Annotated in this window: 22 protein-coding genes and 1 tRNA gene; 10 read left to right on the top strand and 13 right to left on the bottom strand. The window is 67.4% G+C overall.

Annotated elements, in window-relative coordinates; genetic code table 11:
• The first annotated feature begins 477 nt into the window (after positions 1 to 477).
• Positions 478 to 1,086, top strand: coding sequence for a tyrosine-type recombinase/integrase (locus H7290_RS21290; RefSeq protein WP_366927604.1), 609 nt, complete (start codon positions 478 to 480; stop codon positions 1,084 to 1,086).
• Here the strand turns inward: H7290_RS21290 and H7290_RS06415 are convergent.
• Together H7290_RS06415 and H7290_RS06410 are read right to left on the bottom strand one after the other, a co-directional pair.
• Positions 1,039 to 1,114 (bottom strand) — tRNA-Thr (locus tag H7290_RS06415). The two genes, H7290_RS21290 and H7290_RS06415, sit on opposite strands and share 48 nt — an antisense overlap.
• A gap of 36 nt (positions 1,115 to 1,150) precedes the next feature.
• Positions 1,151 to 1,981, bottom strand: a complete 831-nt coding sequence (locus H7290_RS06410; protein WP_290513191.1) for a hypothetical protein — start codon at positions 1,979 to 1,981, stop codon at positions 1,151 to 1,153.
• A 53-nt stretch (positions 1,982 to 2,034) separates the two neighbouring features.
• On the opposite strand from H7290_RS06410, the gene H7290_RS06405 reads away from it, so the two are divergent.
• Positions 2,035 to 3,198: an alanine racemase gene (locus tag H7290_RS06405; protein WP_290513190.1), complete on the top strand. Its 1,164-nt coding sequence runs from the start codon at positions 2,035 to 2,037 to the stop codon at positions 3,196 to 3,198.
• The gene (locus tag H7290_RS06400; RefSeq protein WP_290513189.1) at positions 3,195 to 4,505 is read left to right on the top strand and encodes a D-arabinono-1,4-lactone oxidase; all 1,311 of its coding nucleotides are present in this window, start codon (positions 3,195 to 3,197) and stop codon (positions 4,503 to 4,505) included. Before H7290_RS06405 ends, H7290_RS06400 begins: the two co-directional genes overlap by 4 nt.
• Before the next feature lie 61 nt (positions 4,506 to 4,566).
• Here the strand turns inward: H7290_RS06400 and rlmB are convergent, their stop codons facing one another.
• Both rlmB and cysS read right to left on the bottom strand, forming a co-directional pair.
• Positions 4,567 to 5,511 (bottom strand): 23S rRNA (guanosine(2251)-2'-O)-methyltransferase RlmB, encoded by a 945-nt coding sequence (gene rlmB / locus H7290_RS06395; protein WP_290513188.1) that lies wholly within the window; start codon positions 5,509 to 5,511, stop codon positions 4,567 to 4,569.
• Positions 5,511 to 6,923, bottom strand: coding sequence for a cysteine--tRNA ligase (cysS, locus tag H7290_RS06390; protein WP_290513187.1), 1,413 nt, complete (start codon positions 6,921 to 6,923; stop codon positions 5,511 to 5,513). Before cysS ends, rlmB begins: the two co-directional genes overlap by 1 nt.
• Before the next feature lie 102 nt (positions 6,924 to 7,025).
• Here cysS and H7290_RS06385 point away from each other — a divergent pair, with 102 nt between their 5' ends.
• Positions 7,026 to 8,294, top strand: a complete 1,269-nt coding sequence (locus tag H7290_RS06385) for a peptidase C39 family protein (RefSeq protein WP_290513186.1) — start codon at positions 7,026 to 7,028, stop codon at positions 8,292 to 8,294.
• A gap of 15 nt (positions 8,295 to 8,309) precedes the next feature.
• Here H7290_RS06385 and H7290_RS06380 read toward each other — a convergent pair whose 3' ends face one another.
• Positions 8,310 to 9,812, bottom strand: a complete 1,503-nt coding sequence (locus H7290_RS06380) for a molybdopterin-dependent oxidoreductase (protein WP_290513185.1) — start codon at positions 9,810 to 9,812, stop codon at positions 8,310 to 8,312.
• 56 nt (positions 9,813 to 9,868) lie between these two features.
• Between H7290_RS06380 and ispF the strand changes: the two genes are divergently transcribed.
• Positions 9,869 to 10,345: a 2-C-methyl-D-erythritol 2,4-cyclodiphosphate synthase gene (ispF, locus tag H7290_RS06375; protein ID WP_290513184.1), complete on the top strand. Its 477-nt coding sequence runs from the start codon at positions 9,869 to 9,871 to the stop codon at positions 10,343 to 10,345.
• A 167-nt stretch (positions 10,346 to 10,512) separates the two neighbouring features.
• Here the strand turns inward: ispF and H7290_RS06370 are convergent, their stop codons facing one another.
• The gene (locus H7290_RS06370) at positions 10,513 to 10,998 is read right to left on the bottom strand and encodes a CarD family transcriptional regulator (RefSeq protein ID WP_290513183.1); all 486 of its coding nucleotides are present in this window, start codon (positions 10,996 to 10,998) and stop codon (positions 10,513 to 10,515) included.
• Between the two features lie 187 nt (positions 10,999 to 11,185).
• Here H7290_RS06370 and H7290_RS06365 point away from each other — a divergent pair, with 187 nt between their 5' ends.
• On the top strand, positions 11,186 to 11,743 hold the full coding sequence (locus tag H7290_RS06365) for a hypothetical protein (RefSeq protein WP_290513182.1): 558 nt from the start codon (positions 11,186 to 11,188) through the stop codon (positions 11,741 to 11,743).
• A 93-nt stretch (positions 11,744 to 11,836) separates the two neighbouring features.
• Here H7290_RS06365 and phoU read toward each other — a convergent pair whose 3' ends face one another.
• Positions 11,837 to 12,478, bottom strand: coding sequence for a phosphate signaling complex protein PhoU (phoU, locus tag H7290_RS06360; protein ID WP_290513181.1), 642 nt, complete (start codon positions 12,476 to 12,478; stop codon positions 11,837 to 11,839).
• A 150-nt stretch (positions 12,479 to 12,628) separates the two neighbouring features.
• Here phoU and H7290_RS06355 point away from each other — a divergent pair, with 150 nt between their 5' ends.
• Both H7290_RS06355 and H7290_RS06350 read left to right on the top strand, forming a co-directional pair.
• Positions 12,629 to 13,759, top strand: a complete 1,131-nt coding sequence (locus tag H7290_RS06355) for an ATP-binding protein (RefSeq protein WP_290513180.1) — start codon at positions 12,629 to 12,631, stop codon at positions 13,757 to 13,759.
• Complete coding sequence (locus H7290_RS06350; RefSeq protein WP_290513179.1) at positions 13,756 to 14,436, top strand: response regulator transcription factor; 681 nt, start codon at positions 13,756 to 13,758, stop codon at positions 14,434 to 14,436. Before H7290_RS06355 ends, H7290_RS06350 begins: the two co-directional genes overlap by 4 nt.
• A 54-nt stretch (positions 14,437 to 14,490) precedes the next feature.
• Here H7290_RS06350 and H7290_RS06345 read toward each other — a convergent pair whose 3' ends face one another.
• From H7290_RS06345 to mshA, 4 genes are read right to left on the bottom strand one after another with little or no spacing between them, the layout of a single operon-like run.
• Positions 14,491 to 15,234, bottom strand: coding sequence for a phosphoglyceromutase (locus H7290_RS06345; RefSeq protein WP_290513178.1), 744 nt, complete (start codon positions 15,232 to 15,234; stop codon positions 14,491 to 14,493).
• 17 nt (positions 15,235 to 15,251) lie between these two features.
• Complete coding sequence (locus tag H7290_RS06340; protein WP_290513177.1) at positions 15,252 to 15,917, bottom strand: DsbA family protein; 666 nt, start codon at positions 15,915 to 15,917, stop codon at positions 15,252 to 15,254.
• 42 nt (positions 15,918 to 15,959) lie between these two features.
• Complete coding sequence (locus H7290_RS06335; protein ID WP_290513176.1) at positions 15,960 to 16,445, bottom strand: YbjN domain-containing protein; 486 nt, start codon at positions 16,443 to 16,445, stop codon at positions 15,960 to 15,962.
• Positions 16,446 to 16,457: 12 nt separating this feature from the next.
• On the bottom strand, positions 16,458 to 17,711 hold the full coding sequence (gene mshA, locus H7290_RS06330) for a D-inositol-3-phosphate glycosyltransferase (RefSeq protein WP_290513175.1): 1,254 nt from the start codon (positions 17,709 to 17,711) through the stop codon (positions 16,458 to 16,460).
• A 79-nt stretch (positions 17,712 to 17,790) separates the two neighbouring features.
• Here mshA and H7290_RS06325 point away from each other — a divergent pair, with 79 nt between their 5' ends.
• The gene (locus H7290_RS06325) at positions 17,791 to 18,528 is read left to right on the top strand and encodes an SDR family NAD(P)-dependent oxidoreductase (RefSeq protein WP_290513192.1); all 738 of its coding nucleotides are present in this window, start codon (positions 17,791 to 17,793) and stop codon (positions 18,526 to 18,528) included.
• Between the two features lie 72 nt (positions 18,529 to 18,600).
• Here the strand turns inward: H7290_RS06325 and H7290_RS06320 are convergent, their stop codons facing one another.
• The gene (locus H7290_RS06320) at positions 18,601 to 20,187 is read right to left on the bottom strand and encodes a DHA2 family efflux MFS transporter permease subunit (RefSeq protein ID WP_290513174.1); all 1,587 of its coding nucleotides are present in this window, start codon (positions 20,185 to 20,187) and stop codon (positions 18,601 to 18,603) included.
• Positions 20,184 to 20,675 (bottom strand): MarR family transcriptional regulator, encoded by a 492-nt coding sequence (locus tag H7290_RS06315; protein WP_290513173.1) that lies wholly within the window; start codon positions 20,673 to 20,675, stop codon positions 20,184 to 20,186. Before H7290_RS06315 ends, H7290_RS06320 begins: the two co-directional genes overlap by 4 nt.
• Positions 20,676 to 20,837: 162 nt before the next feature.
• Between H7290_RS06315 and H7290_RS06310 the strand changes: the two genes are divergently transcribed.
• Positions 20,838 to 21,918: GTP-binding protein (locus H7290_RS06310; protein WP_290513172.1), on the top strand; the 1,081-nt coding region annotated here is incomplete at its 3' end.

Here is a 21,918-nt window from a genome sequence, read left to right as displayed (position 1 = left end):
GGTGGCGGGCGGTGCTGAAGAATCGTCGCGAGTACGTGGCTGGCAAGACCTTCGACACCAAGCGCGAAGCCGAGGCGTGGCTAGCGCGTGAGAAGGCGGCCCTGACCGGGGGCACGGATCCGCGAGCTGGACAGGTCACCGTCCGCACGGTGTTCGCCACCTACATGGAGGCCCGACGTCACACGGTCGCGGTCAAGACATGCAGATCCGACATGGAGATGGTGAAGCTGATGCCGCCGAACCTCGCCAGCCTCCACGTCGGCCGGGTCACCGACCGCGAGATCCAACGGGTGCTGGACGCCTGGTCGCGCCGGTACGCGGAGTCCTCCGTCAGGAGGTTTCGGGCAGTACTTTCCGGCTTCTTCGCGTGGTCGGTACGCGAGCGGCTGCGCATAGACAACCCCGTGACCCGTACCAACGTGGCTCACCAGTTGCTGCCCACATCGGGAATACAACCGTTCACCGAGGACGAGCTCGATGAGGTCCGCGCCGACATCGCCGTCCACAATCAGCACCTGGCCGACGTGGTCTGGCTGCTGGACCGGGCTACGGTGGTCCGAAGCACGCGAACTGCGCGTCGCCGACCTCATTCAGGTGCCGATGCCACGCCTGCTCATTCAGCGATCGGCACCCGAGACCGTGGAAGCAAAGCCGACGAAGAGCAGACGCTCGCGTCACGTACCGTTGCCAGACGAGCTGCTACCAGTCATCCGATCCATGGCCAAGGGCAAGGGACCTAGCGACCTCCTCATCACGTCGTCCGGTGGCGCTCGTCTGCACGCGGCGGCATTCAAACGCACCACCCACTGGCCCACCACAGCACGAGGTCGCCGGCTTCACGACCTCCGGCACACCGCCGCGTGCCTCTGGCTGGCCGCCGGCGTGCCCGCTCCGACCGTCCAGGCACGGCTCGGCCACTCGTCGTTGCAGACGACCCAGATCTACGTGCACTACCTCGGAGACTCCGCCGACAAAGCCGGTCTGGAGTTCCTCAACCGGCGGGGGCACGCGCCCCAAATCGTGAAGGTCATTTTTCGCTGGAGCCCCCGACAGGAGTCGAACCCGCGACATCCTCATTACAAGTGAGGCGCTCTACCAACTGAGCTACAGGGGCGTGCGGGCCGAAGCCCGGTGACCATCGTACCGATGGTCAGACGGAGCCCTCGCGGCACCGCTGGAGATAGTCAGGGCTGACCTTCTCGTCGTCGGCCAGCTTGGGCACCACAACTTTCTCGCCGTTGCCGACCTCGATGAACGCGGCGAGGTCCTCGACGGCGTCCGCCGGGTCGTTGTCCGGCACGAGGTCGTCGTCGAGCACCGCTGTGCAGTTGCCGGCGCCGTACTCCTGCCAGCCGTAGCTCACCCCGAAGTCGCTCTTGGTGTCGGGATAGGCGCTGAGGCCGTGCTCGCGAAGCAGTCCGATGACCCGCACCGGCCCGTCATCGACCCGCACCTCGTACGCCGCTCGGGTCTGCAGCTCGAGCATCGCGTACGTCCGGCCCTTCTTGTCCTTGACGGTCGTCTGCTTCCACGCCGAGGCGATGGCCGGCTTGCCGACCACGGCGACGTTCGGCGCGAAGACGTTGGCCCAGTCGAGCTGGGGAGTCACGCTGCCCTTGACCAGCTTGCCCAGCGTGGAGGCGACCGATGTGGGCAGAGCCGCCGCCACCTGCGCCGCGGCATCCTTGCCGTGCCAGACGTCGGGATTGGCAGCACCGATCTCGGCCCAGGTCGTGAGCGTCGAGGCCATGCGGGCGAGCTGCGCGTCGTCGAAGCCGTCTGGCGTTGCCGGCCGCTCGGGGACTGCGAGCGTGCCCCCCATCCGGGGCCAACCGATGTCGAGGGACGCGAGACTCATGGTGCCGTCTGTGCTCGCGGTCGGTGTCGGTGTCGGCTTCTGCTTCGACGTCGAATCGGGCGACGAGGTGCACCCCGCACACGCGAGGACGATCACGAGGACAAGTGCCGAGAATCTGCGCATCGGCCCAGTATCCAAGACCGGAGCCTGCTCCGACGGTGCGACATACTGGCGAGGTGTCCGAACCGTACGACCGACTGCTTCAGGCGACGTCCGACCTCGACACACCCTTCGCCGTGATCGACGAGCCGTCGCTGTGGGCCAACGCCGACGACCTCGTGCGTCGGGCGGGCGGAGTGCCGATCAGGGTGGCGAGCAAGTCGGTGCGTGTGAGGTCGATCGTCGAGCGCGCCCTGCAGCGCAACGGCTTCGCGGGCGTGATGTCCTACTCGCTCGCCGAGTCCGTCTGGCTCGCCGACAACGGCGTCGACGACATCCTGCTCGCCTATCCCACCACCAGCCGATCGGCCCTGCTCGACCTTGTTGCCGACGACCGCCGCCGCGCCGCCATCACGGTCATGGTCGACAGCACCGAGTCGCTCGACCTCATCGACGCCCTGGCCGGCCCGGGCCACCCGCCGGTCCGGGTGTGCATCGACGTCGACTCCTCCCTCAAGCTGGGCCGCGCCCATCTCGGAGTGCGCCGCTCCCCCGTGCACTCCGCCAACCACGCCGCCGCGCTCGCCTCGGCGATCGTCGCGCGCGACGGGTTCGACCTCGTCGGAGTGATGTTCTACGACGCGCAGATCGCCGGGTTGCCCGATTCGTCCACCGCGGTGCGGCTCATCAAGAAGCGCTCGGCTGCCGAGCTTCTCGAACGTCGCGGCCGGGTCGTCGCGGCAGTCGGTGAGCACGCCAGGCTCGAGATCATCAACGCCGGCGGCACCGGCAGCCTCGAGGTCACCGGTGCCGACCCAGCCATCACCGAGTCCACCGGCGGGTCGGGGCTCTTCTCGCCGACCCTGTTCGACGGCTACGACGCCTTCACGTCACGGCCGTCGGCCTACTTCGTCCTTTCGGTCGTCCGCAAGCCCGCGCCAGACATCGCCACGCTCTTTGCGGGCGGCTACATCGCCTCCGGTCCGACCAACAAGAACCGCCAGCCCGTGGCGGTGTGGCCTGCGGGCCTCTCCCCCATTGTCACCGAGGGCGCGGGCGAGGTGCAGACACCCCTCAAGGGCGACGCGGCATTGTCGCTGCGCGTCGGCGACCGGGTCATCATGCGCCACGCCAAGGCTGGTGAGATGTGTGAACGGTTCGACGATGTCGCGGTCGTTGGGGCGAATGGTCGCACCGAGATGCTTGCGACCTACCGCGGCGAGGGGAAGAACTTCGGATGACCACCGACGCGCAGGCACTGGTCTGGACCAACTGGAGCCGCTCGGTCGAGGCCCATCCCGCGCGCATCGCGCACCCCGCCTCCACCGCGGACGTGTCTGCGCTCGTCCGTGACGCCGCCGCGGCCGGGCAGACCATCAAGGCCGTCGGCGCGGGCCATTCCTTCACTGCGATCGCCGCGACCGATGGCGTCCTGCTGCACCTCGACCGGATGAGCCGGCTCCTCACACATGACATCTCCACCGGCCGGGTGCGGGTGCAGGCGGGCATCTCGCTGCGCGCCCTCAACCCACAGCTCAAGGCGCTGGGCCTGGCACTACCCAACCTCGGGGATGTCGACCCGCAGACGGTGGCTGGTGCGGTGTCAACCGGCACCCACGGCACCGGGGCAGCGCTGTTCGGCATCTCCGCTGCTGTCGTCGGTGTCCAGATCGTCACCGCAGCCGCGCAGATCCTCGAGATCGACGAGCAGCACCCGTGGTTCGGCGCCGCGCGCGTGTCGCTCGGTGCGCTCGGCATCCTCACCGAGGTGACGCTGCAGTGCGTGCCGGCGTTCCTGCTCCATGCCCACGAGGGGTCCATGGTCCTGCCCGAAGTCCTCGACCGGGTGCACGAGCTCACCGTCGACAACGACCACGTCGAGTTCTACTGGTTCCCCCACACCGAGAAGGCCCTCGTCAAGCGCAACAACCGGGTCGCTGAAGGTACCGTTCGCCAACCACTCGGCAGGTTTCGTCACTGGCTCGACGACGAGTTTCTCAGCAACACGGTGTTCGAGGGCATCAACCGGCTGGCGAGGCAGACCCCCGCGCTGATTCCCACCATCAATCGCATCTCAGCCTCGGCCCTCGGCGCACGGGAGTACGTCGACGACTCGTACAACGTCTTCGTCTCATCGCGCAAGGTGCGATTTCGCGAGTCGGAGTTCGCGATTCCTCGCGACGCGCTGCCCAGTGTGCTCGGCGAGCTGCAAGCCTGGTTCGGGGCCGGTCACGAGAACATCTCCTTCCCGATCGAGGTGCGCTTCGCCGCCGCCGACGACGTCTGGATGTCAACGGGGCACGAGCGCGACAACTGCTACGTCGCGGTGCACCAGTACCACCGCACCGACCACACGTCGTACTTCGCGGCGGCCCAGGACATCTTTACCGCCCATGACGGCCGCCCGCACTGGGGCAAGCTGCACACCCTTGACTCGACGTACTTACGCAAGCACTACTCCCGCTTCGATGAGTTCGTCGCGGTGCGCGACCAGCTCGACCCGGAGCGTCGGTTCAGCAACCCGTACCTCGACCGCGTCCTCGGCTGACGTCCGCGCGTCGACCTAGCCCCGAGAGCTGCCGTGCACGCCACACTCTCAGGAGCGGAGGTCAGGCGCGGGCTCGTGCAATGGCATACAGGGCGATGCCCGCCGCCACGCCTGCGTTGAGGCTCTCGAGACCCGTCGACATCGGGATTGATACCAGCTCGTCGCAGGTCTCGCCGACGAGGCGCGACAGGCCCTTGCCCTCACTGCCGATGACGACGACCAGTGGTCCGTCGACCATGTCGGAGTCGGGCAGCGCGACGTCGCCGTCGGCTGCCAGGCCGATGACCATGAGGCCGGCGTCCTGGTAGGCCTTGAGCTGGCGGGTCAGGTTGGTGACACGAGCCACCGGCACGCGCGCCGCAGCGCCGGCTGAGGTCTTCCACGCGGCAGCGGTGATGTGCGCGGCGCGACGCTCGGGGATGACGACGCCGTGAGCCCCGAAGCCGGAGGCCGAGCGGATGACCGCGCCGAGGTTGCGCGGGTCGGTGACGCCGTCGAGCATCACGATGAGCGGGGCCTGGCCCAGCTCCTTGGCGGCGGGCAGGAATGACATCGGATCGGCGTACTCGTAGGCGTTCAGCTTGGCCGCAATGCCCTGGTGCACCGCCCCCCCGGTGAGCTTGTCTAGCTCGATGCGCCCAATCTCGAGGAGGCTCACGTGCTGGTCAGCGGCGAGCTTGAAGATCTCCCGGATGCGCTCGTCGCGCTCGGTGCCCTCGGCGACGTACAGGGCGTGGATCGGCACTGTTGCCTTCAACAGCTCAAGCACCGAGTTGCGCCCCGCTACCCACTCAGCGGCGTCACCGATCTTGCGCCGCGGACGCGAAGCCTCACGCTTGTCGACGGTGTTCGCAGCCTTGTACGCCTTGTGGTTGGGTCGCTCGGCCGCACGAGGCGTCGGGCCCTTGCCCTCGAGGCCCTGCCGACGTCGACCACCAGAACCCGCGGTGGGGTTGCCCTTGGCGGACTTCTTGATAGCGCCCTTGCGCTTGCTGTTGCCTGGCATCAGCCATCACCCTTCACGGACCATCTCGCGCCTTGCGGAGTGTCCTCGATCTCGATGCCGGCCGCGGTGAGCTGGGCACGCACCCGGTCCGCGACGGCAAAGTCCTTGCTGGCCCGCGCCTCTTGGCGCTGCTCGAGCAGACCGCTCACGAGGGAGTCGATCACCTGCGCGTGTGCGGTGCCATCACCTCCACGATCCCACGTCGGGGACAGCGGATCCAAACCCAGCACATCAAGCATCGACCTGACGGACGCGAGCACGCCGCGGAGCGCAGGGCTGTCACCGCCCGCGAGCAGCTTGTTGCCCTCGGAGATCGTCGCCTGCACGGCAGCAAGCGCGGCCGGGACGGAGAGGTCGTCATCCATCGCGTGGACGAAGTCGGCGCACGGTATGCCCAGCTCGCCTGCGCCCACAAGCTCGGCGGCACGGCGCACAAAACCCTCGATGCGTTGGAACGCGATCGCCGCCTCGGCGAGCGACTCCTCGGAGAACTCGACGATCGAGCGGTAGTGGGACGCGGCGAGGTAGTAGCGCAGGTCGATCGGGCGGACGCGCTTGACCACCTCACTGACCATCAGGGTGTTGCCGACCGACTTGGACATCTTGGAGCCCGCCAGGTTGAGCATCGCGTTGTGCATCCAGTACTGCGCAAAGCCCTGACCGGCAGCACGCGACTGCGCCAGCTCGTTCTCGTGGTGCGGGAAACGAAGGTCGAGGCCGCCCCCGTGAATATCGAACTCGGGACCGAGGTACTTGGCAGCCATCGCCGAGCACTCGAGGTGCCAACCGGGACGTCCCCGTCCCCACGGGGTCGCCCACGAGGCAGACTCGGGGTCGTCCGCCTTCTGGCCCTTCCACAGCGCGAAGTCGCGGGCGTCGCGCTTGCCCTCGGGCGGGGAGTCCTCCGCGGGCAGCATGTCGTCGAGCTTCTGGTTGGACAGCTCGCCGTACGCCGGCCACGACCGGACGTCGAAGTAGACATCGCCCGACCCGTCGGCGGCGGCATAGGCGTGGCCGCGCGAGATGAGGGTCTGCATCATCTCGATCATCTCGGGCACCACGCCGGTGGCCCGCGGCTCGTAGGTCGGGGGGACGCAGCCGAGCACCTCGTAGGCAGAGTGCAGAGCGCGCTCGTTCTCGTAGGCCACGGCGAACCACGGCCGACCCTCCTCGACACCCTTGGCGAGAATCTTGTCATCGATGTCAGTGACATTGGCGACGATCGTCACCTCGAGGTCGGAGCGCTCGAGCCAGCGCCGCAGCACGTCGAAGACCACTTCCTTGCGGATGTGGCCGATGTGCGGCGGTCCCTGGACCGTGAGCCCACAGTGGTAGATCGAGACCTTCCCCGGCTGCAGGGGGACGAGCTCGCGAATCTGCCGTGTCGCGGTGTCGTAGAGCTGAAATGCCACAGGACAACCTTATCGGCTCCGCGACGTGGTCCCGCCCACGCGACGCTTCGTCCGATCGTCACATCCGCCCCACAAGCCCCACGGGACCTCTACCATAGGTCGATGCGCCACCTCGCTCTCCACTCTTCCGTCCGGTCGTCGGTTGTCGCCGCGCTCTGCTTGGCGCTGCTGCCTGCCACCAGCATCCTTGCCGGCGGCGCCTCGGCAGCGACGCCTTCCGCGCGCTTCGACAGGTGGACCAGCACCGCCGACCTCGCCAAGGGCACCAGCGCCGGTCTCACGGCCGGCACCGGATCGGTCACGATCGGCAAGGGCACCGTCAAGCAGTCCTATGACGATCCGCGCGTGTCGGGCGGTTCGACGAGGTACGACCGCGGCTCATGGACCTCGCCGTGGAGATCGACGGGCTTCTCCGCACGAAGCCTGGTGGCGTCATGGAGCGCCAACACCCCCGCCAACACGTGGGCGCGGGTCGATGTCCGTGTGCGCAGCGGCTCGAAGATCGGTAGCTGGGACTCCGTCGCCCGTTACGCGCTCGACACCGGCCACATCAAGCGGTCCTCCTACTCCAGCCAGTCCGACGACCTTGCGAAAGTCTCCACCGACACCGTCGTCGCCAACACCGGCAAGACCTTCAGCTCGTGGCAGGTGCGGGTGCTCCTGCTCCGCAAGGTCGGCACCACTGCGAGGCCCACCCTGTACGCCGTCAACGGGATCGCCGCGTCCTACCTGACTCGCACCGCGTCGACGAGCGCGACCACGATGACCGCCACCAAGGAGCTGGCCGTTCCGACGTCGTCGCAGATGATCCACCGTGGCGAGTTCCCGCAGTGGGGTGGTGGCGGCGAGGCATGGTGCTCTCCGACCTCGACCGCGATGGTGATGCGCTACTTCCGGACCGGGCCGACCAAGGCTGACTACTCGTGGTCGAAGTACACCGACTCCTTCGTCGACCACGCGGCCCGCTACACCTTCGACTACGGCTACGACGGCACCGGCAACTGGCCCTTCAACACCGCCTACGCCGCGCACTACTCCCTCGACACGTTCGTCACCCGGCTGCACAACCTGCGCGACGCCGAGGCGTTCATCAAGGCAGGCATCCCACTCGTCGCCTCGGTCGCCTTCGGAAAGGGTGGTCTCGACGGCGCCCCGATCTCGTCGACGCCAGGACACCTGATGGTCATCACCGGCTTCTCCAAGGGGGGTCGGGTCATCGCCAACGACCCAGCCGCGCCCCGCAGCTCGACGGTGCGACGGGTCTACTCCCGGTCGCAGTTCGAGAAGGCTTGGCTCAACGGCAGCGGCGGCATCGTCTACGTCATCAGGCCGGCCAGCAGGGCACTCCCTGCGGACACCGCCCGCTGGTAGCGGCGTTCTACGCCGTCAGGCAACCGTGACGCTGATGCCCGGGAATCCTGTCGCGCCATCGGGCAGGACGTCGGCGCGATCCTCGGTCTGCGGCTCGCCGGCGGCGTTCGTGGCGCGGGCCTCGATCGTGTGATCGCCGCTGGCGGCCGACCACTCAGCCGTCCACTGCACCCAGGTGTCCTTGTTGGGGGCGGCGCCGATGGTCGCCTTCTGCCACTCACCGCCGTCGATGCGAATCTCGACGCCCTTGACACCGACGTTCTGGGCCCAAGCCACACCGGCCACTGTCGTGCTGCCCGCCTTCACGCTGTCGCCGTCGCGCGGGACATCGATGCGCGACTCAGTCTTGACCGGCCCGCGCTCACCCCAACCACGCTGGGTCCAGTAAGCCTGGACGTCTGCGAAGCGGGTGACCTCCCAGTCGGTGACCCACTTGGTGGCCGACACGTAGCCGTACAGACCTGGGACCACCTGACGCACCGGGAATCCGTGCGGGATCGGCAGCGGCTCGCCGTTCATGGTGAGGGCGAGCAGGGCGTCGCGCCCGCCAGTCAGCGCATCGAGGGGTGTGCCGCACGTCCAGCCGTCGTCCGACGTGGAGAGCAGGGCGTCTGCGCCGTCCTTGATGCCGGCCTCCTCGAGGATGCCCTTGATCGGGACGCCTCCCCAGACGGTGTTGCCGATCAGCTCGCCGCCGACCGGGTTGGAGACGCAACAGATCGTGATCCAGGCATCCTTCAACCCACGGTCGAGGAGGTCCTGGTAGGTGATCGTGATCTCCTTGTCGACCATGCCGTGAATTCGCAGGCTCCACTGGGTCGGATCGATGAGCGGCGGTGAGAGCGACGTGTCGATGCGGTAGAAGTCGCGGTTGGTCGACAGCCACGGGGCCTGCCCCGGGACGCCGAGATCGGCTCCAGCCGGAGCGGCGACCTTGCGGGTCGGAAGACGCAGCGCAGCCCGGGCACGCTCGACCGACTGCCGGCGACGGTGCCTCGAGGCCAGCACCTGCCCGGCCCCGCCCGCAATGACCGTCACGACCCCGACAAGTGCGGCGGTGCGGAGGAAGGAGCGCCGCGCGGTGTCTGCCGGGACGTCGGGGTCGTCAGGCTGCAGCAGCCTGACCACGGCGAGCACGACGACACCGGCCGCCACGCAGGCGAACACTCCCTTGATCGAGCCGTATGGTCGGCCCAGGACGGCAGCCGAGGCGAGCCCGACGAGCGAAGCGACGGTGATGAGCGCCCACAGCCTGCGCGGAGCCCACCACCGTCCGACCAGAGCGCCAAGGAGCAGGATTGCCACGACGACGCTACCGACGGCCATGGGTTTGTCGGCATGACCGACGACGCCGATGATGGCTTCGGCGATCGGGCCCGGAGTCAGCCTGATGACGGACTGGCCGACGGCGAGAACCGGTGACTCCCGAAGGTTCAGCAGTGCCGAGAGGGCCTCGCTGGTGGCCAGCGCCGCTGCTGAGGCGAGGATGCCGCTGGCCACGGCTGTACGTCGAGTCACCTTCCTATCTTCCCGTGGGGGGCCAAGCCCTGCCCGACGTACGGCATGATCAACCTGTGACATCTGCGCGTATCGGCATCGGCACCGACGTCCACCGGCTCGTCGCGGGCAGGACGATGTGGCTTGCCGGCCTCGAGTGGCCCGAGGAGGATCACGGTCTCGAGGGACACTCCGACGGCGACTGCGTGGCGCACGCCATTGTCGATGCCGTGCTCGGCGCGGCCGGGATGGGCGACATCGGTGCCCACTTCGGCACGTCCGACCCGGCGTGGGCGGAAGCGTCGGGCGTCGACTTCCTTGTCGAGACGTCGCGACGGCTGCGGTTCGCCGGCTGGCAGGTCGGCAACGTGTCGGTGCAGGCCATCGGCAACCGCCCGAAGATCGCTCCACGCCGCGAGCAGGCGGAGCGCGTGCTCAGCGATGCGCTGAGAGGACCGGTCAGCCTCTCGGCGACCACGACCGACGGTCTCGGGCTCACGGGTCGCGGCGAGGGCATCGCCGCCATCGCCACCGCGCTGCTCCACCCCCTCTGACCCGCTTTTCCTCCCCCGGGCCCCTGACGGCGGTGGGTCAGCGTCCAAGGCTGACGAGTTCTTGGACGCCAACCCACCGCCCACGGATGGGGGCGGAGACGACGAAGCCCCCGGATCCAGAGGGTCCGGGGGCTTCGTCAATGGTTCAGGTCAGGAAGCGGTTCAGGTCAGGAAGCGAGGACCTCGTCGAGCCGGGTCTCGGCCTTGTCCTCGTTGGTCTTCTCTGCGAGCGCGAGCTCGGAGACCAGAATCTGGCGCGCCTTCGCAAGCATGCGCTTCTCGCCTGCCGACAATCCGCGCTCGTGGTCGCGGCGCCACAGGTCGCGCACGACCTCGGCCACCTTCAGCACATCACCGGAGTGCAGCTTCTCGAGGTTGGCCTTGTAGCGGCGAGACCAGTTGGTCGGCTCCTCGACGTGCTCGGCACGCAGGACGCCGAACACCCGCTCCAACCCAGCTTCATCGACGACGTCGCGGACCCCGACCAGATCAAGGTTGCACGCGGGGACACGGACGACCAGATCGTTCTGCGAGACGATGCGCAGCACGAGGTAATCACGCTCCTCGCCCTTGATCGTCCGGGTCTCGATGTCCTCGATGACTGCAGCGCCGTGATTGGGATAGACAACGGTTTCGCCAACAGAGAACGTCATAGAGAAAATCACCCTTCGTAGGTGACAAGGATAACATGAGCGGCGGACTGCGATCCCGGCCGATTCGGCCCCGTAGTGCCGTAGCAGACGTCATCCCAGCAGGTCAACGGAGGCGCCAAGCCCCGCCTCGGATAGGATCGTGACGGACACTCCGCACGATGATCGACCGACCGAAAGCAGTGATCTGGTGAGCTCCTCCCGACGTCGCCGCCTCTCGGCCGCAACCACAGCAGTTGCAACGGTTCTGGCCCTCGGCGCGTGCAGCCGGGGCTTCGACGCGCAGACCAATCAGATCTATCAGCCCGGCGTTGGTGCCAACCACCGCGGCGAGATCGACGTGCTGAACACTCTTTTCGTGTCCAATGCGAACACGACCGCCACACTCTCAGCCTCCATCGTCAACAACACCGGGTCGAGCCAGACGCTCTCATCGGTCACCGTCTCAACGCTGAACGACGAGCCGCTCAAGGTCCGCGCCGCCAAGAGTCCGCTGCAACTCCCGCAAGACAGGCAGGCCACCGCAGGTGGCGCCTCGGACGCGGGTGGCTTCGTGGTCACTGGTGGGGCCATCGCAGGCCAGTACGTCAAGGTCACCCTGATGTTCTCCGATGCGGGACCGGTCACGATCAAGGCTCCGGTCGTGGCACGCACCCCCGAGTACGACAGCGTCTCCGGCGGCGAGCCCGCCTCACCGACTCCAATTGCCGGATCCGCCGTCAAGGGTTCCCAGGGGTCCGGCGGCTGATCCGCCCCGCCCGCAACGAAGGAAGGCCCCCACCGGACTCGGTGGGGGCCTTCCTTCGTTGCTCGTCCGTGCAGTGTTGTCGCTTCGCGGAAGTCAGGTCAGCTGGCCGGTGACCAGGTAGACGACCCGGCGGGCCATCGAGACGGCGTGGTCGCCGATGCGCTCGTAGTAGCGGCCGAGCAGGGCGAGATCGATGGCTGGCTCCACGCCGTGCGGCCACCCGTCACTGAGCAGGGTGCGGAACAGGTCGAGACGGAGGCGGTCCATCTCGTCGTCCTCGTTCTCGAGCTTGGCCGCCGCGGCGACGTCGCGGTTGGCGACGATGCGTGAGGCAGAGTCGATCATCGAGTCGGCGACGGCGGCCATCGAGATGATCGTGGGGTGCAGGTTGATCGGCACCGCCGAGTCGGGCATTCGCCGGCGCGCGACCTTGGCGACGTGCACCGAGAGGTCGCCCATCCGCTGAAGATCGGTCAGCATCCGCAGTGTCGCCACCAGCTGGCGCAGGTCTGTCGCGACCGGCTGCTGGGTGGCGAGCAGCAGAAGGGTCCGCTCCTCGATCATCTCTGTGGCTTCGTCGATGTCCTTGTCGCCGGCGATGACGGACTCAGCAACGTGGGCGTCTGCTTCAAGCAGGGCCTTCGTGGCGTCGGCAACGGCACGGCGTACGGTCCCGGTCAGAGTCACCAGGTCGTCGACGATGGCATCGAGCTGTTCGTAATACTGATCGCGCATGCCCCCAGAGTAGGCAGACCCGGTGAACGGATGGCGACCTCCGGTGAACGCGATGTGAACAGGAACTGAAAGACCTGTCGCTGCAGGGGTCATGAGGGGTAGCGATCGGAGATCGCCGTCTACCATCGCAGATGTGGACAAGATGTGGACATGAGCGCGGCCATGCTGATCACCGGCGTGGTCGGCGCCGTCCTCGGAGCAGCGGCCATGTTCCTGTGGCGCTCCGGCGACCAACATGATGATTTCGTCGTTGAGCCCGCGCCCATCGTCCCTGCCGGAGCAGAGCTGGTGCTCTCCGTGCTCTCGTCGTCGGCGGTCCTGGTCGACTCGTCCGACAGCGTCGTCAAGGCCTCTGCGCCCGCCGTCGCGATGGGGATCGTCCACGAGGACCGCCTCGAGCCCGATGAGCTCAAGGCGCTGGTGCGGCAGGTTCGTCGCGACGGCCAGGTGCGGGAGGCCGACATCTCGCTCCAACCCCGACGCGGCACGACGTCCTACGTCCACGCGCGGGTGGCTCCCCTCACCTCGCGGCTGATCCTGGTGCTCGCCGACGACCGCACCCGGGAGCAGAGGGTCGAGTCGATCCGGCGCGACTTCGTGGCCAACGTCAGCCACGAGCTCAAGACTCCCGTGGGGGCGCTCAACCTGCTCGCCGAGGCTGTGGGAGAGGCCAAGGACGACCCTGAGGCCGTGGTGCGGTTCTCGAGCCGCATGCACCTGGAGAGCGAGCGACTGACTCGGCTCGTGCAGCAGATCATCGACCTCTCCCGGTTGCAGAACGACATCCTGAGCGACGACGCCACGACCATCAAGATCGGCGAGCTCGTTTCCGAGGCGTGTGAGCACTCCGCGACCGATGCCGAGCACAAGAGGATCGCGATCGTGTCGTCGGTCGAGCCGGACCTCTTTGTCCACGGCGATCGCGGGCAGCTGCACGCGGCGGTGAGCAACCTCGTGGAGAACGCTGTGACCTACAGCCCCGACGGGTCCCGGGTCTCGGTGACCGCGCTGCTCGCCGAGAACGACGTGCGGCTGACCGTTGCCGACAACGGGATCGGCATCCCCGGCGACGAGCTCGACCGCATATTCGAGCGTTTCTATCGCGTCGACCCTGCCCGCGCCCGTGCGACGGGCGGTACCGGTCTGGGGCTCTCGATCGTCAAACACGTGGCCGCCAGCAACGGTGGCACCGTCGAGGTCTGGAGCGAGCCCGGCCTCGGCTCGTCGTTCACCCTGATACTTCCTGCGTACCGCCAGGACATCGAAGAGGAGCACGTGTGACGAAAGTATTGGTCGTCGAGGACGAGACGAGCTACAGCGAGGCACTGTCCTACGTCCTGCGCAAGGAAGGGTTCGACGTCGCCATCGCCGAGACCGGGCCCGACGCGCTGACCGAGTTCGACCGCACGGGTGCAGACATCGTGCTGCTCGACCTCATGCTCCCCGGGCTGTCGGGCACCGAGGTGTGCCGGGCGCTTCGGCAGATCTCGTCGGTGCCGATCATCATGGTCAGCGCCAAGGACACCGAGGTCGACAAGGTCGTCGGCCTCGAGCTCGGCGCTGACGACTACGTCACCAAGCCCTACTCGCCGCGAGAGCTGGTCGCTCGTATCCGCGCCGTCCTGCGACGCGGGATCACCGACGATGTCGACGACAACGCATCGTTGGAGTCGGGGCGTGTGCGCATGGACGTCGACCGTCACATGGTCACGATCGACGGCGAGGACATGAAGTTCCCGTTGAAGGAGTTCGAGCTGCTCGAGTACTTCCTGCGTAATCCTGGACGCGTGCTCACTCGCGGGCAGCTCATCGATCGCGTCTGGGGCGCGGACTACGTCGGCGACACCAAGACGCTCGACGTCCACGTCAAGCGGCTCCGCGCGAAGATCGAGTCCGACCCCGCCAACCCGACGACGCTGACCACGGTGCGGGGGCTGGGCTACAAGTACGACGCCTGACCCGCGGGCGGGGCGGGAGTCGCGGACGATCCTTCGACGACCCGTCCGGGGGGCTTAGCGGCCTTGGTTGGCGACGGACGCGATCGAAGCCTTCGCGGCCTCGGGGTCGAGGTAGGTGCCACCTGCGACGGTCGGCCTGAGGTGCTCGTCGAGCTCGTAGACAAGCGGGATTCCGGTCGGGATGTTGAGCCCGACGATGTCGTCCTCGCTGATGCCGTCGAGGTGCTTGACGAGTGCCCGCAACGAGTTGCCGTGGGCCGTGACCAGCACGGTCCGCCCGTCGAGAAGGTCGGGGACGATGACGTCGTACCAGTAGGGCAGCATGCGCTCGAGGACGTCGGCGAGGCACTCGGTGCGAGGCCTGATCTCGTCGGGCAGGTTGGCGTAGCGCTGGTCGTCAGCCTGGCTGAACTCGTCGTCGTCGGCGATCGGCGGAGGCGGAACGTCGTACGAGCGCCGCCACATCATGAACTGCTCCTCGCCGTACTGCTCGAGGGTCGCCTTCTTGTCCTTGCCCTGGAGCGCGCCGTAGTGGCGTTCGTTGAGGCGCCAAGAACGGCGAACGGGGATCCAGTGGCGGTCGATGCCATTGAGGACGATCTCGGCGGTGCGGATGGCGCGCCGCAGCAGCGACGTGTGCAGCACGTCGGGTGCAATGCCGGCGGCGGACAGCAGCTCGGCACCCCGCGCAGCCTCCGCGAGACCCTCCTCGTCAAGGTCGACGTCGACCCAGCCGGTGAAGAGATTCTTGGCGTTCCACTCGCTGCGGCCGTGCCGCAGCAGGATCAGGGTGCTCATGCCGTCGAGCCTAGCGTTCACCCGGGGTCGGGCTCTGCGGCCTTCCACTCGGCGTAGATGTCGTGGAGCGCCTGCACGTAGTCGGTCTGCGAGTGGACGCCCTCGAGCTTCCATGCCGCCTCGATCGCGATGTACGGGAGACGGGTGATGCCCAGGTCGTGGCCGGTGTCGACCTGCTGCCGGACCTCGTCGGCGTACTCGGTGCTCGCGAGCAGCGCCTCGGCGGTCTCGAGCTCGAGCCCGACGAGCGCCGCACGGGTGGCGAGCGTGAAATGGTCGGCGATGTCGGCGCCCTCGAGGAAGTGGGCCCGCCAGAGCTGTTGGGCGAGATCGCGTTGGATGCCCGGCCCCGACTCCTCAGCCCACGTCAGGAGGCGCCAGGCGTCGAACGAGTTGGCTTGCACCGCCTCGTCGAAGTTGAGGTCGATGCCGGTGATCTTCGCAGCCGCGGTGACCTGCACATTGATCAGCTCGGCCTTGTCGAGACCACCCAGGCGGTCGGCGACGGCTTCCATCAGGAGACGGCCCGAGCTGGGCTCGTCGGGCTCCAGCTGGAAGGCACGGAAGGTGAGCTCGACGGGTTCGCCCGAGAGGATCGAGAACATCGCCGCGGCGCGTTCGAAACGGGTGGAGCCGATGTAGGCCCACGGGTCCGTGATGTCGGCGAAGATCGTGGCTTTCACGGCGTCAACGCTACGCGACCGGCAGCTGTGTCGGACACGCGCTCAGCTCGACGGCCGGAGATTCTTGAAGGCGTCGAGGTTGCGGGTCGACTCGCCCCTCGACTCGCGCCACTCCCACTCCTTGCGGATCGAGGAGGCGAAACCGAGCTCGAGGATCGTGTTGAACGACTCGTCGGCGTAGGTCAGCACCGCGCCCAGCACCCGGTCGAGCTCGTCGGCGGTCACGGCGTGCAGCGACATGCGGCCGTCGAGGTAGATGTCGCCGGCGGAGTCGACCGCGAAGGCCACCCCGAACATCTTCAGGTTGCGTTCCAGCAGCCAGCGGTAGACCGTCTGATGGTTCTCGTCGGGGTTGCGACACACGAACGCATGGATGCTCAGCGCGTGCGCACCGATGTCGAGTCGGCAGGTCGTCTGCAGCTTGCGCTCGCCGGGCAGCGTCACATCGAACGTGCCGGTGCCGTGCTCCGTATAGGCGAGCTCGGCCGCCTCGAGCGTGTCGATGATGGTCCTACGAACGTCACTCATGCTGCCCTCTCGTCAGGATGTCGAACCGCTGTGGGAGCGGACCGCTTCGTCGTAGACCGCGAGCGTACGGTCGGCGGTGACGTCCCAGCCGAATGATTCCGCGTGACGCACGGCCTTCTGGCTCATGGCCTCACGAAGGCCCGGATCGGTGAGCAACGGGTGCAGTGCCGACGCGTAGGCGGCCGGGTCATGACCGTCGACCAGCACGCCGCTGACCCCGTCGGACACCGCGGTGGACAGGCCGCCGACACGCGCCGCGACGATCGGGGTGCCGCACGCCTGCGCCTCGATCGCGACCAGGCCGAACGACTCGTTGAAGGACGGGACGCACACCGCAGTGGCGGCGGCGTACCAGTCGGCCAGAGTCGTCTGGGCGACTGTGGGGACGAAGCGGACCACGTCGTCGATGCCCAGCGACACACTGAGGTTGGTGAGGGCGCCTGGCTGATCGAGGCCCGTGCCGGACGCTCCACCGACCACCGCGACGACGAGGCGATCCCGCAGGGACGGGTCGCGCTCAAGCATCACCGCGGCGGCCTTGAGCACCACGTCGGGTGCCTTCAGCGGCTGGATGCGGCCGGCAAAGAGCAGCACGGCGGCGTCCTGCGGGATGCCCAGGATGGTGCGCGCCTCTGCCTGCCGGCCGGCACGGAACACATCGAGGTCGACGCCCGGATGCACGACGGCGACACGCTCAGGCTCGGCGTCGTAGAGCTCGATGAGCTCTCGGCGCTCCTCCTCGGTGTTCGCGATGAGGCGGTCGGCCAGCCGGACGATCTCCTCCTCGCCGTAGATGCGACCCACCGGCTCGGCGGCATCGCCGGCAGCGAGCATGGCGTTCTTGACCTTGGCCATGGTGTGCATCGTGTGCACCAAGGGGACGTTCCACCGCTCACGTGCGACGGTGCCGACCTGCCCGGAGAGCCAGTAGTGGGAGTGCACGAGATCGAAGTGTCCGGGCTCGCGCTCGACCTCGGCGCGCAGGACGTCACGCACGAAGGAGCACAGCTGGGACGGAAGGTCGTTCTTCTGCAGCCCCTCGAACGGACCCGCCGTGACGTGATGCACGAGAATGCCGGGCTCGGCCAGGACGAGCGAAGGCTGGTGGCGGGAGGTGGCGCGGGTGAAGATCTCGACCTCCACCCCGCGCGACGCGAGCTGCCGTGACAGCTCGAGGACGTACACGTTCATGCCACCGGCGTCACCGTTGCCGGGCTGTTCGAGCGGCGAGGTGTGCGCCGACAGCATCGCAATCCGCCTGAGCATGAGCATCCTGCCTTTCGTCCACCATCGTCTCACCCGACACCCAGACGAGCACGTCACGGGCGTCTGGGACGATGGCGACATGACCACCGCCGTCGTCACCGGAGCCAGCAGCGGCATCGGTGCTGCCACCGCCCGCGCCCTTGCCCATGCGGGTCACCACGTCTTCTGCGTGGCCCGCCGAACCGATCGCATCGAGGCGCTGGCCGATGAGATCGGCGGCACCGCTGTGACGTGCGACGTCACCGATGAGGCGCAGGTCGCCGTCCTCGCCGAAGCGGTCGGCGACACCCTCGACATCCTCGTCAACAACGCCGGCGGAGCGCTGGGCGTCGACCCGGTGACGCAGGCGGACCCTGCACAGTGGCGACGGATGTATGACATCAACGTCATTGGCACCCTGCAGGTGACCAAGGCGCTCGTGCCCGCCCTCATCGCCGGCGGCGCTGGGACGATCATCAACCTCGGCTCGATCGCCGGCCACCTGGCCTACGAGGGCGGCGGCGGCTACACCGCAGCCAAGCACGCCGTGGCAGTCATGACCGAGACGCTCCGACTCGAGCTCAACGGGCAGCCCGTCAGGGTCACCGAGATCGCCCCGGGCATGGTGCGCACCGATGAGTTCACCCTGGTCCGGTTCGGCGGCGACTCCACGCGGGCCGATGCGGTCTACGCAGGGGTGCGCGAGCCGCTGGTGGCCGAGGACATTGCCGATGCCATCGCGTGGGTCGCTGCTCGGCCGCAGCACGTCAACATCGACCTCATGGTCATCAAGCCGCTCGCCCAGGCGGCCCCGCACAAGGTCGACCGCTCGGGCTGACACGGCGAGCACGACGCGCATGGCAAAGGCCCCACCCGATGTCGCGGTGGGGCCTTCGCCGTGTGGTGACGATCAGTGCATCATGACCGGCGGTGTCGCTGGTTCGTCGTCGTTGAAGTGACTGACCTGACTCCTACGTGGCAGGAAGTAGGCCGGGACGAGGGTCAGGATCACGAGCAGCCAGGCGACCATGAAGGTTGTGCTGAAAGCAGCAGCCGAGTCGTTCTGGACGACAGACAGGAACCTGCTGCCGAGACCGTCGATGAATCCCTGGATCGATGGTGAGACCGATGTGCCGGTCTCCTTCGCCTTGGCAAGTGCACCTGCCGCCGAGACCGCCGGCGAGCCCTTGAGCTGGTTGGTCAGGATCACCGACATCACCGCGACACCCACCGAGCTGGCGATCTGCTGCGAGATGTTGAGCAGCGTCGACCCTCGGGCAATCTCGTGGTTGGTGAGGGTCTTCAAGGCGGACGTGAACAGTGGCATCATCGTCGCGCCCATGCCCATGCCCGTCACGAACAGCGCCGGAATGATGATCCCGTAAGAGGTCGTGGCACTGAGCTGGGTCAGCGGGAACATGCCCACGATGATCAGCGCAAGACCCACCGGGATGATGCGTCCGACCGGGATCTTGTCGACCAGAGCGCCCGCGATCGGCATCGTGACGATCGCACCGACGCCCTGGGCGATCATCAGCACGCCCGCCATCGTGGTCGACTCACCGCGGACCTGCTGGAAGTAGGTCGGGACGAGGAGCAGCCCGCCGAAGAACGCAGCGGCGAACATGAACATCGTGATGATCGACACTGTGAGGTTGCGGTCCCTGAACAGGCGCAGGTCCAGCAGCGGGTGCGCCGGACGGAACGAGTGCCGCACGAATGCGGCAATCAGGAGAACGCCGACAAGGATCGAGAGCCACACCTTGGGCTGTGACAGGTCACCGTTCGAACCGGGGATCGAAGAGATGCCGAACAGGAACAGCGCCAGTCCGGGCGACAGCAGCGCCATGCCGAAGAAGTCGAACGACTCCGACGGGACCGGGGAGTCCTTGGGCAGAGCCCGCGCGGCGTAGATCAGGGCCGCGATGCCGAGCGGCAGGTTGATCAGGAAGATCCAGTGCCACGAAGCCTGGTCGATGAGGAGTCCACCGAGAATGGGGCCGAGGATCGGGCCGAGCATCATCGGGATGCCGAGGATCGCCATGAGGCGGCCCATTCGGTGCGGCCCGGCGGCGCGGGTCATGATCGTCATGCCGAGCGGCATCAGCATGCCGCCGCCGAGTCCCTGGAGAACGCGGAACGCGATGAGCATGTTGATGTCGGTGGCCATGGCGCACAGCACGGAGCCAAGGGTGAACAGCGCGATCGCCGCCATGTAAAGGCGTTTGGTGCCGAATCGGTCGGCGGCCCAGCCGGTCATCGGGATGACGGTGGCAAGCGCCAGCGTGTAGCCCGTCACAGTCCAGGCGACGAGCGAGTAGTCGAGGCGCTCGCCTCCCCCGTCCGCGAAGACTCGCTGGAAGGTGGGCAGTGCGACGTTCACGACGGTGATGTCGAGGATCGACATGATCGACCCGAGGACGACGACACCGGCGACCTTGAGGACTGCGGCGTCGATCTTGTCGGGCAGCTCTGGTGGAGTGGAGGTGGTGGTCATGCGGTTACTTTCTGGTCGGTGGGGCGTGGGGCGGTGCAGGGCAGTGGGTTGAGACAGTCGCCGGCCAGGATCTCGCTGAGCGACGCGTGGAGGCGGTCTCCCTGGGCTTGCGGAAGCCTCGCGACGAACTCGCGGATGGATCCTCGTTTGTGCTCGAACTGCTGGGCGACGACCTTCTGCCCGCCGGGCGAGAGCGACACCAGCTTGACGCGTCGGTCGTCCGGGCTCTCGCGCCGTTCGACGAGCTCGAGCTGCACCAGCTGGTCGACGTTGCGTCCGGCCGCGGCCATCGACAGGCCCAACGTGCCTGCGATCGCGTGGATCGGCATCGGCTCGCCATTCTTGGCCAGCACGAACAGCGATCGCGCCTGGGAAAATGACAGGTCGAGCTCGATGAGGGCATCCATGCCGTCGCACTCCGCCATGTTCATCAGACGCATGACGAAATCTTCGAGAGCGTCGTAGAGATCCTTCTCTGGTGTGGGCACGTCCAACATCGTAACGTTTGCGCAACCTTTGATCAAATGAAGTGTTTGTGAACGGACAATGACCATTCTGTTTCGGCGATTCGTCTCGGAGGGTGCTCCACCCGTAGAATGGGAAGGCTCCGTCGATCGAGAGCATCCCCCCACGCTGAGGACAGTTCCCGCATGCCCACTCGCTCCGACCTGCGCAATGTCGCAATCGTCGCCCACGTCGACCACGGCAAGACCACGCTGGTCGACGCCATGCTCCAGCAGCAGGGCCACTACGACGAGCACCACCAGCTCGCCGAGCGTGCCATGGACTCAGGCGACCTCGAGCGAGAAAAGGGCATCACGATCCTCGCGAAGAACACCGCTGTCCGTTACAACGGCCCAGGGGCCCCCGAGGGTGGCGTGACCATCAACATCATCGACACCCCGGGACACGCTGACTTCGGTGGCGAGGTCGAGCGCGGCCTGTCGATGGTCGACGGCATCGTGCTCCTCGTCGACGCCTCCGAGGGCCCGCTGCCCCAGACCCGCTTCGTGCTGCGCAAGGCGCTCAACGCCGACATGCCGGTGATCCTGGTGGTCAACAAGACCGACCGGGGAGACGCCCGCATCGCCGAGGTCGTCGACGAGACCTACGAGCTGTTCATGGACCTGCTCGACGAGAGCCACAGCCAGGACGCGCTCGACTTCCCCGTCGTCTACGCCTCGGGCCGCGCCGGCATCGCCAGCCTCATCCAGCCCGAGAACGCCTCGATGCCCGAGGGCAACGACCTCGAGCCGCTCTTCAAGACGATCCTCGACACGATCCCGGCCCCGACCTACACCGAGGGCGCGCCGCTCCAGGCCCACGTGACCAACCTCGACGCCTCGCCGTTCCTCGGTCGCCTCGCCCTGGTGCGGGTGCACGAGGGCACCCTGCGGAAGGGCCAGCAGGTGGCCTGGATGCGTCGCGACGGCGAGGTCAAGAACGTCAAGATCACCGAGCTCCTCGTCACCGAGGGCCTCGAGCGCAAGCCCGGCGAGTCCGCCGGCCCCGGCGACATCGTCGCCATCGCCGGCATCCCGGACATCACCATCGGCGAGACGCTCGCCGACCCGGACAACCCGGTCGCGCTGCCGCTCATCCACGTCGACGAGCCGGCCATCTCGATGACCATCGGCACGAACACCTCGCCCCTGGTCGGGCGCACCAAGGGCGGCAAGGTCACCGCCCGGCTGGTCAAGGACCGCCTCGACGCCGAGCTGGTCGGCAACG

Origin of the sequence: Aeromicrobium sp. (assembly GCF_014378035.1) — a bacterium.
Lineage (GTDB): Bacteria > Actinomycetota > Actinomycetes > Propionibacteriales > Nocardioidaceae > Aeromicrobium.
This window is presented reverse-complemented; position numbering and strand designations above follow the sequence as displayed.

Bases quoted from the DNA above. Each gene is read 5' to 3' on its own strand.
- H7290_RS21290 (WP_366927604.1), top strand. From the start codon at position 478: ATGAGGTCCGCGCCGACATCGCCGTCCACAATCAGCACCTGGCCGACG.
- H7290_RS06370 (WP_290513183.1), bottom strand. From the start codon at position 10,998: ATGACGTTCTCTGTTGGCGAAACCGTTGTCTATCCCAATCACGGCGCT.
- mshA (WP_290513175.1), bottom strand. From the start codon at position 17,711: ATGCTCAGGCGGATTGCGATGCTGTCGGCGCACACCTCGCCGCTCGAA.
- H7290_RS06345 (WP_290513178.1), bottom strand. From the start codon at position 15,234: ATGAGCACCCTGATCCTGCTGCGGCACGGCCGCAGCGAGTGGAACGCC.
- phoU (WP_290513181.1), bottom strand. From the start codon at position 12,478: ATGCGCGATCAGTATTACGAACAGCTCGATGCCATCGTCGACGACCTG.
- rlmB (WP_290513188.1), bottom strand. From the start codon at position 5,511: ATGCCAGGCAACAGCAAGCGCAAGGGCGCTATCAAGAAGTCCGCCAAG.
- H7290_RS06410 (WP_290513191.1), bottom strand. From the start codon at position 1,981: ATGCGCAGATTCTCGGCACTTGTCCTCGTGATCGTCCTCGCGTGTGCG.
- H7290_RS06320 (WP_290513174.1), bottom strand. From the start codon at position 20,187: ATGACCACCACCTCCACTCCACCAGAGCTGCCCGACAAGATCGACGCC.
- H7290_RS06325 (WP_290513192.1), top strand. From the start codon at position 17,791: ATGACCACCGCCGTCGTCACCGGAGCCAGCAGCGGCATCGGTGCTGCC.
- H7290_RS06335 (WP_290513176.1), bottom strand. From the start codon at position 16,445: ATGAGTGACGTTCGTAGGACCATCATCGACACGCTCGAGGCGGCCGAG.
- H7290_RS06355 (WP_290513180.1), top strand. From the start codon at position 12,629: ATGAGCGCGGCCATGCTGATCACCGGCGTGGTCGGCGCCGTCCTCGGA.
- H7290_RS06385 (WP_290513186.1), top strand. From the start codon at position 7,026: ATGCGCCACCTCGCTCTCCACTCTTCCGTCCGGTCGTCGGTTGTCGCC.
- H7290_RS06400 (WP_290513189.1), top strand. From the start codon at position 3,195: ATGACCACCGACGCGCAGGCACTGGTCTGGACCAACTGGAGCCGCTCG.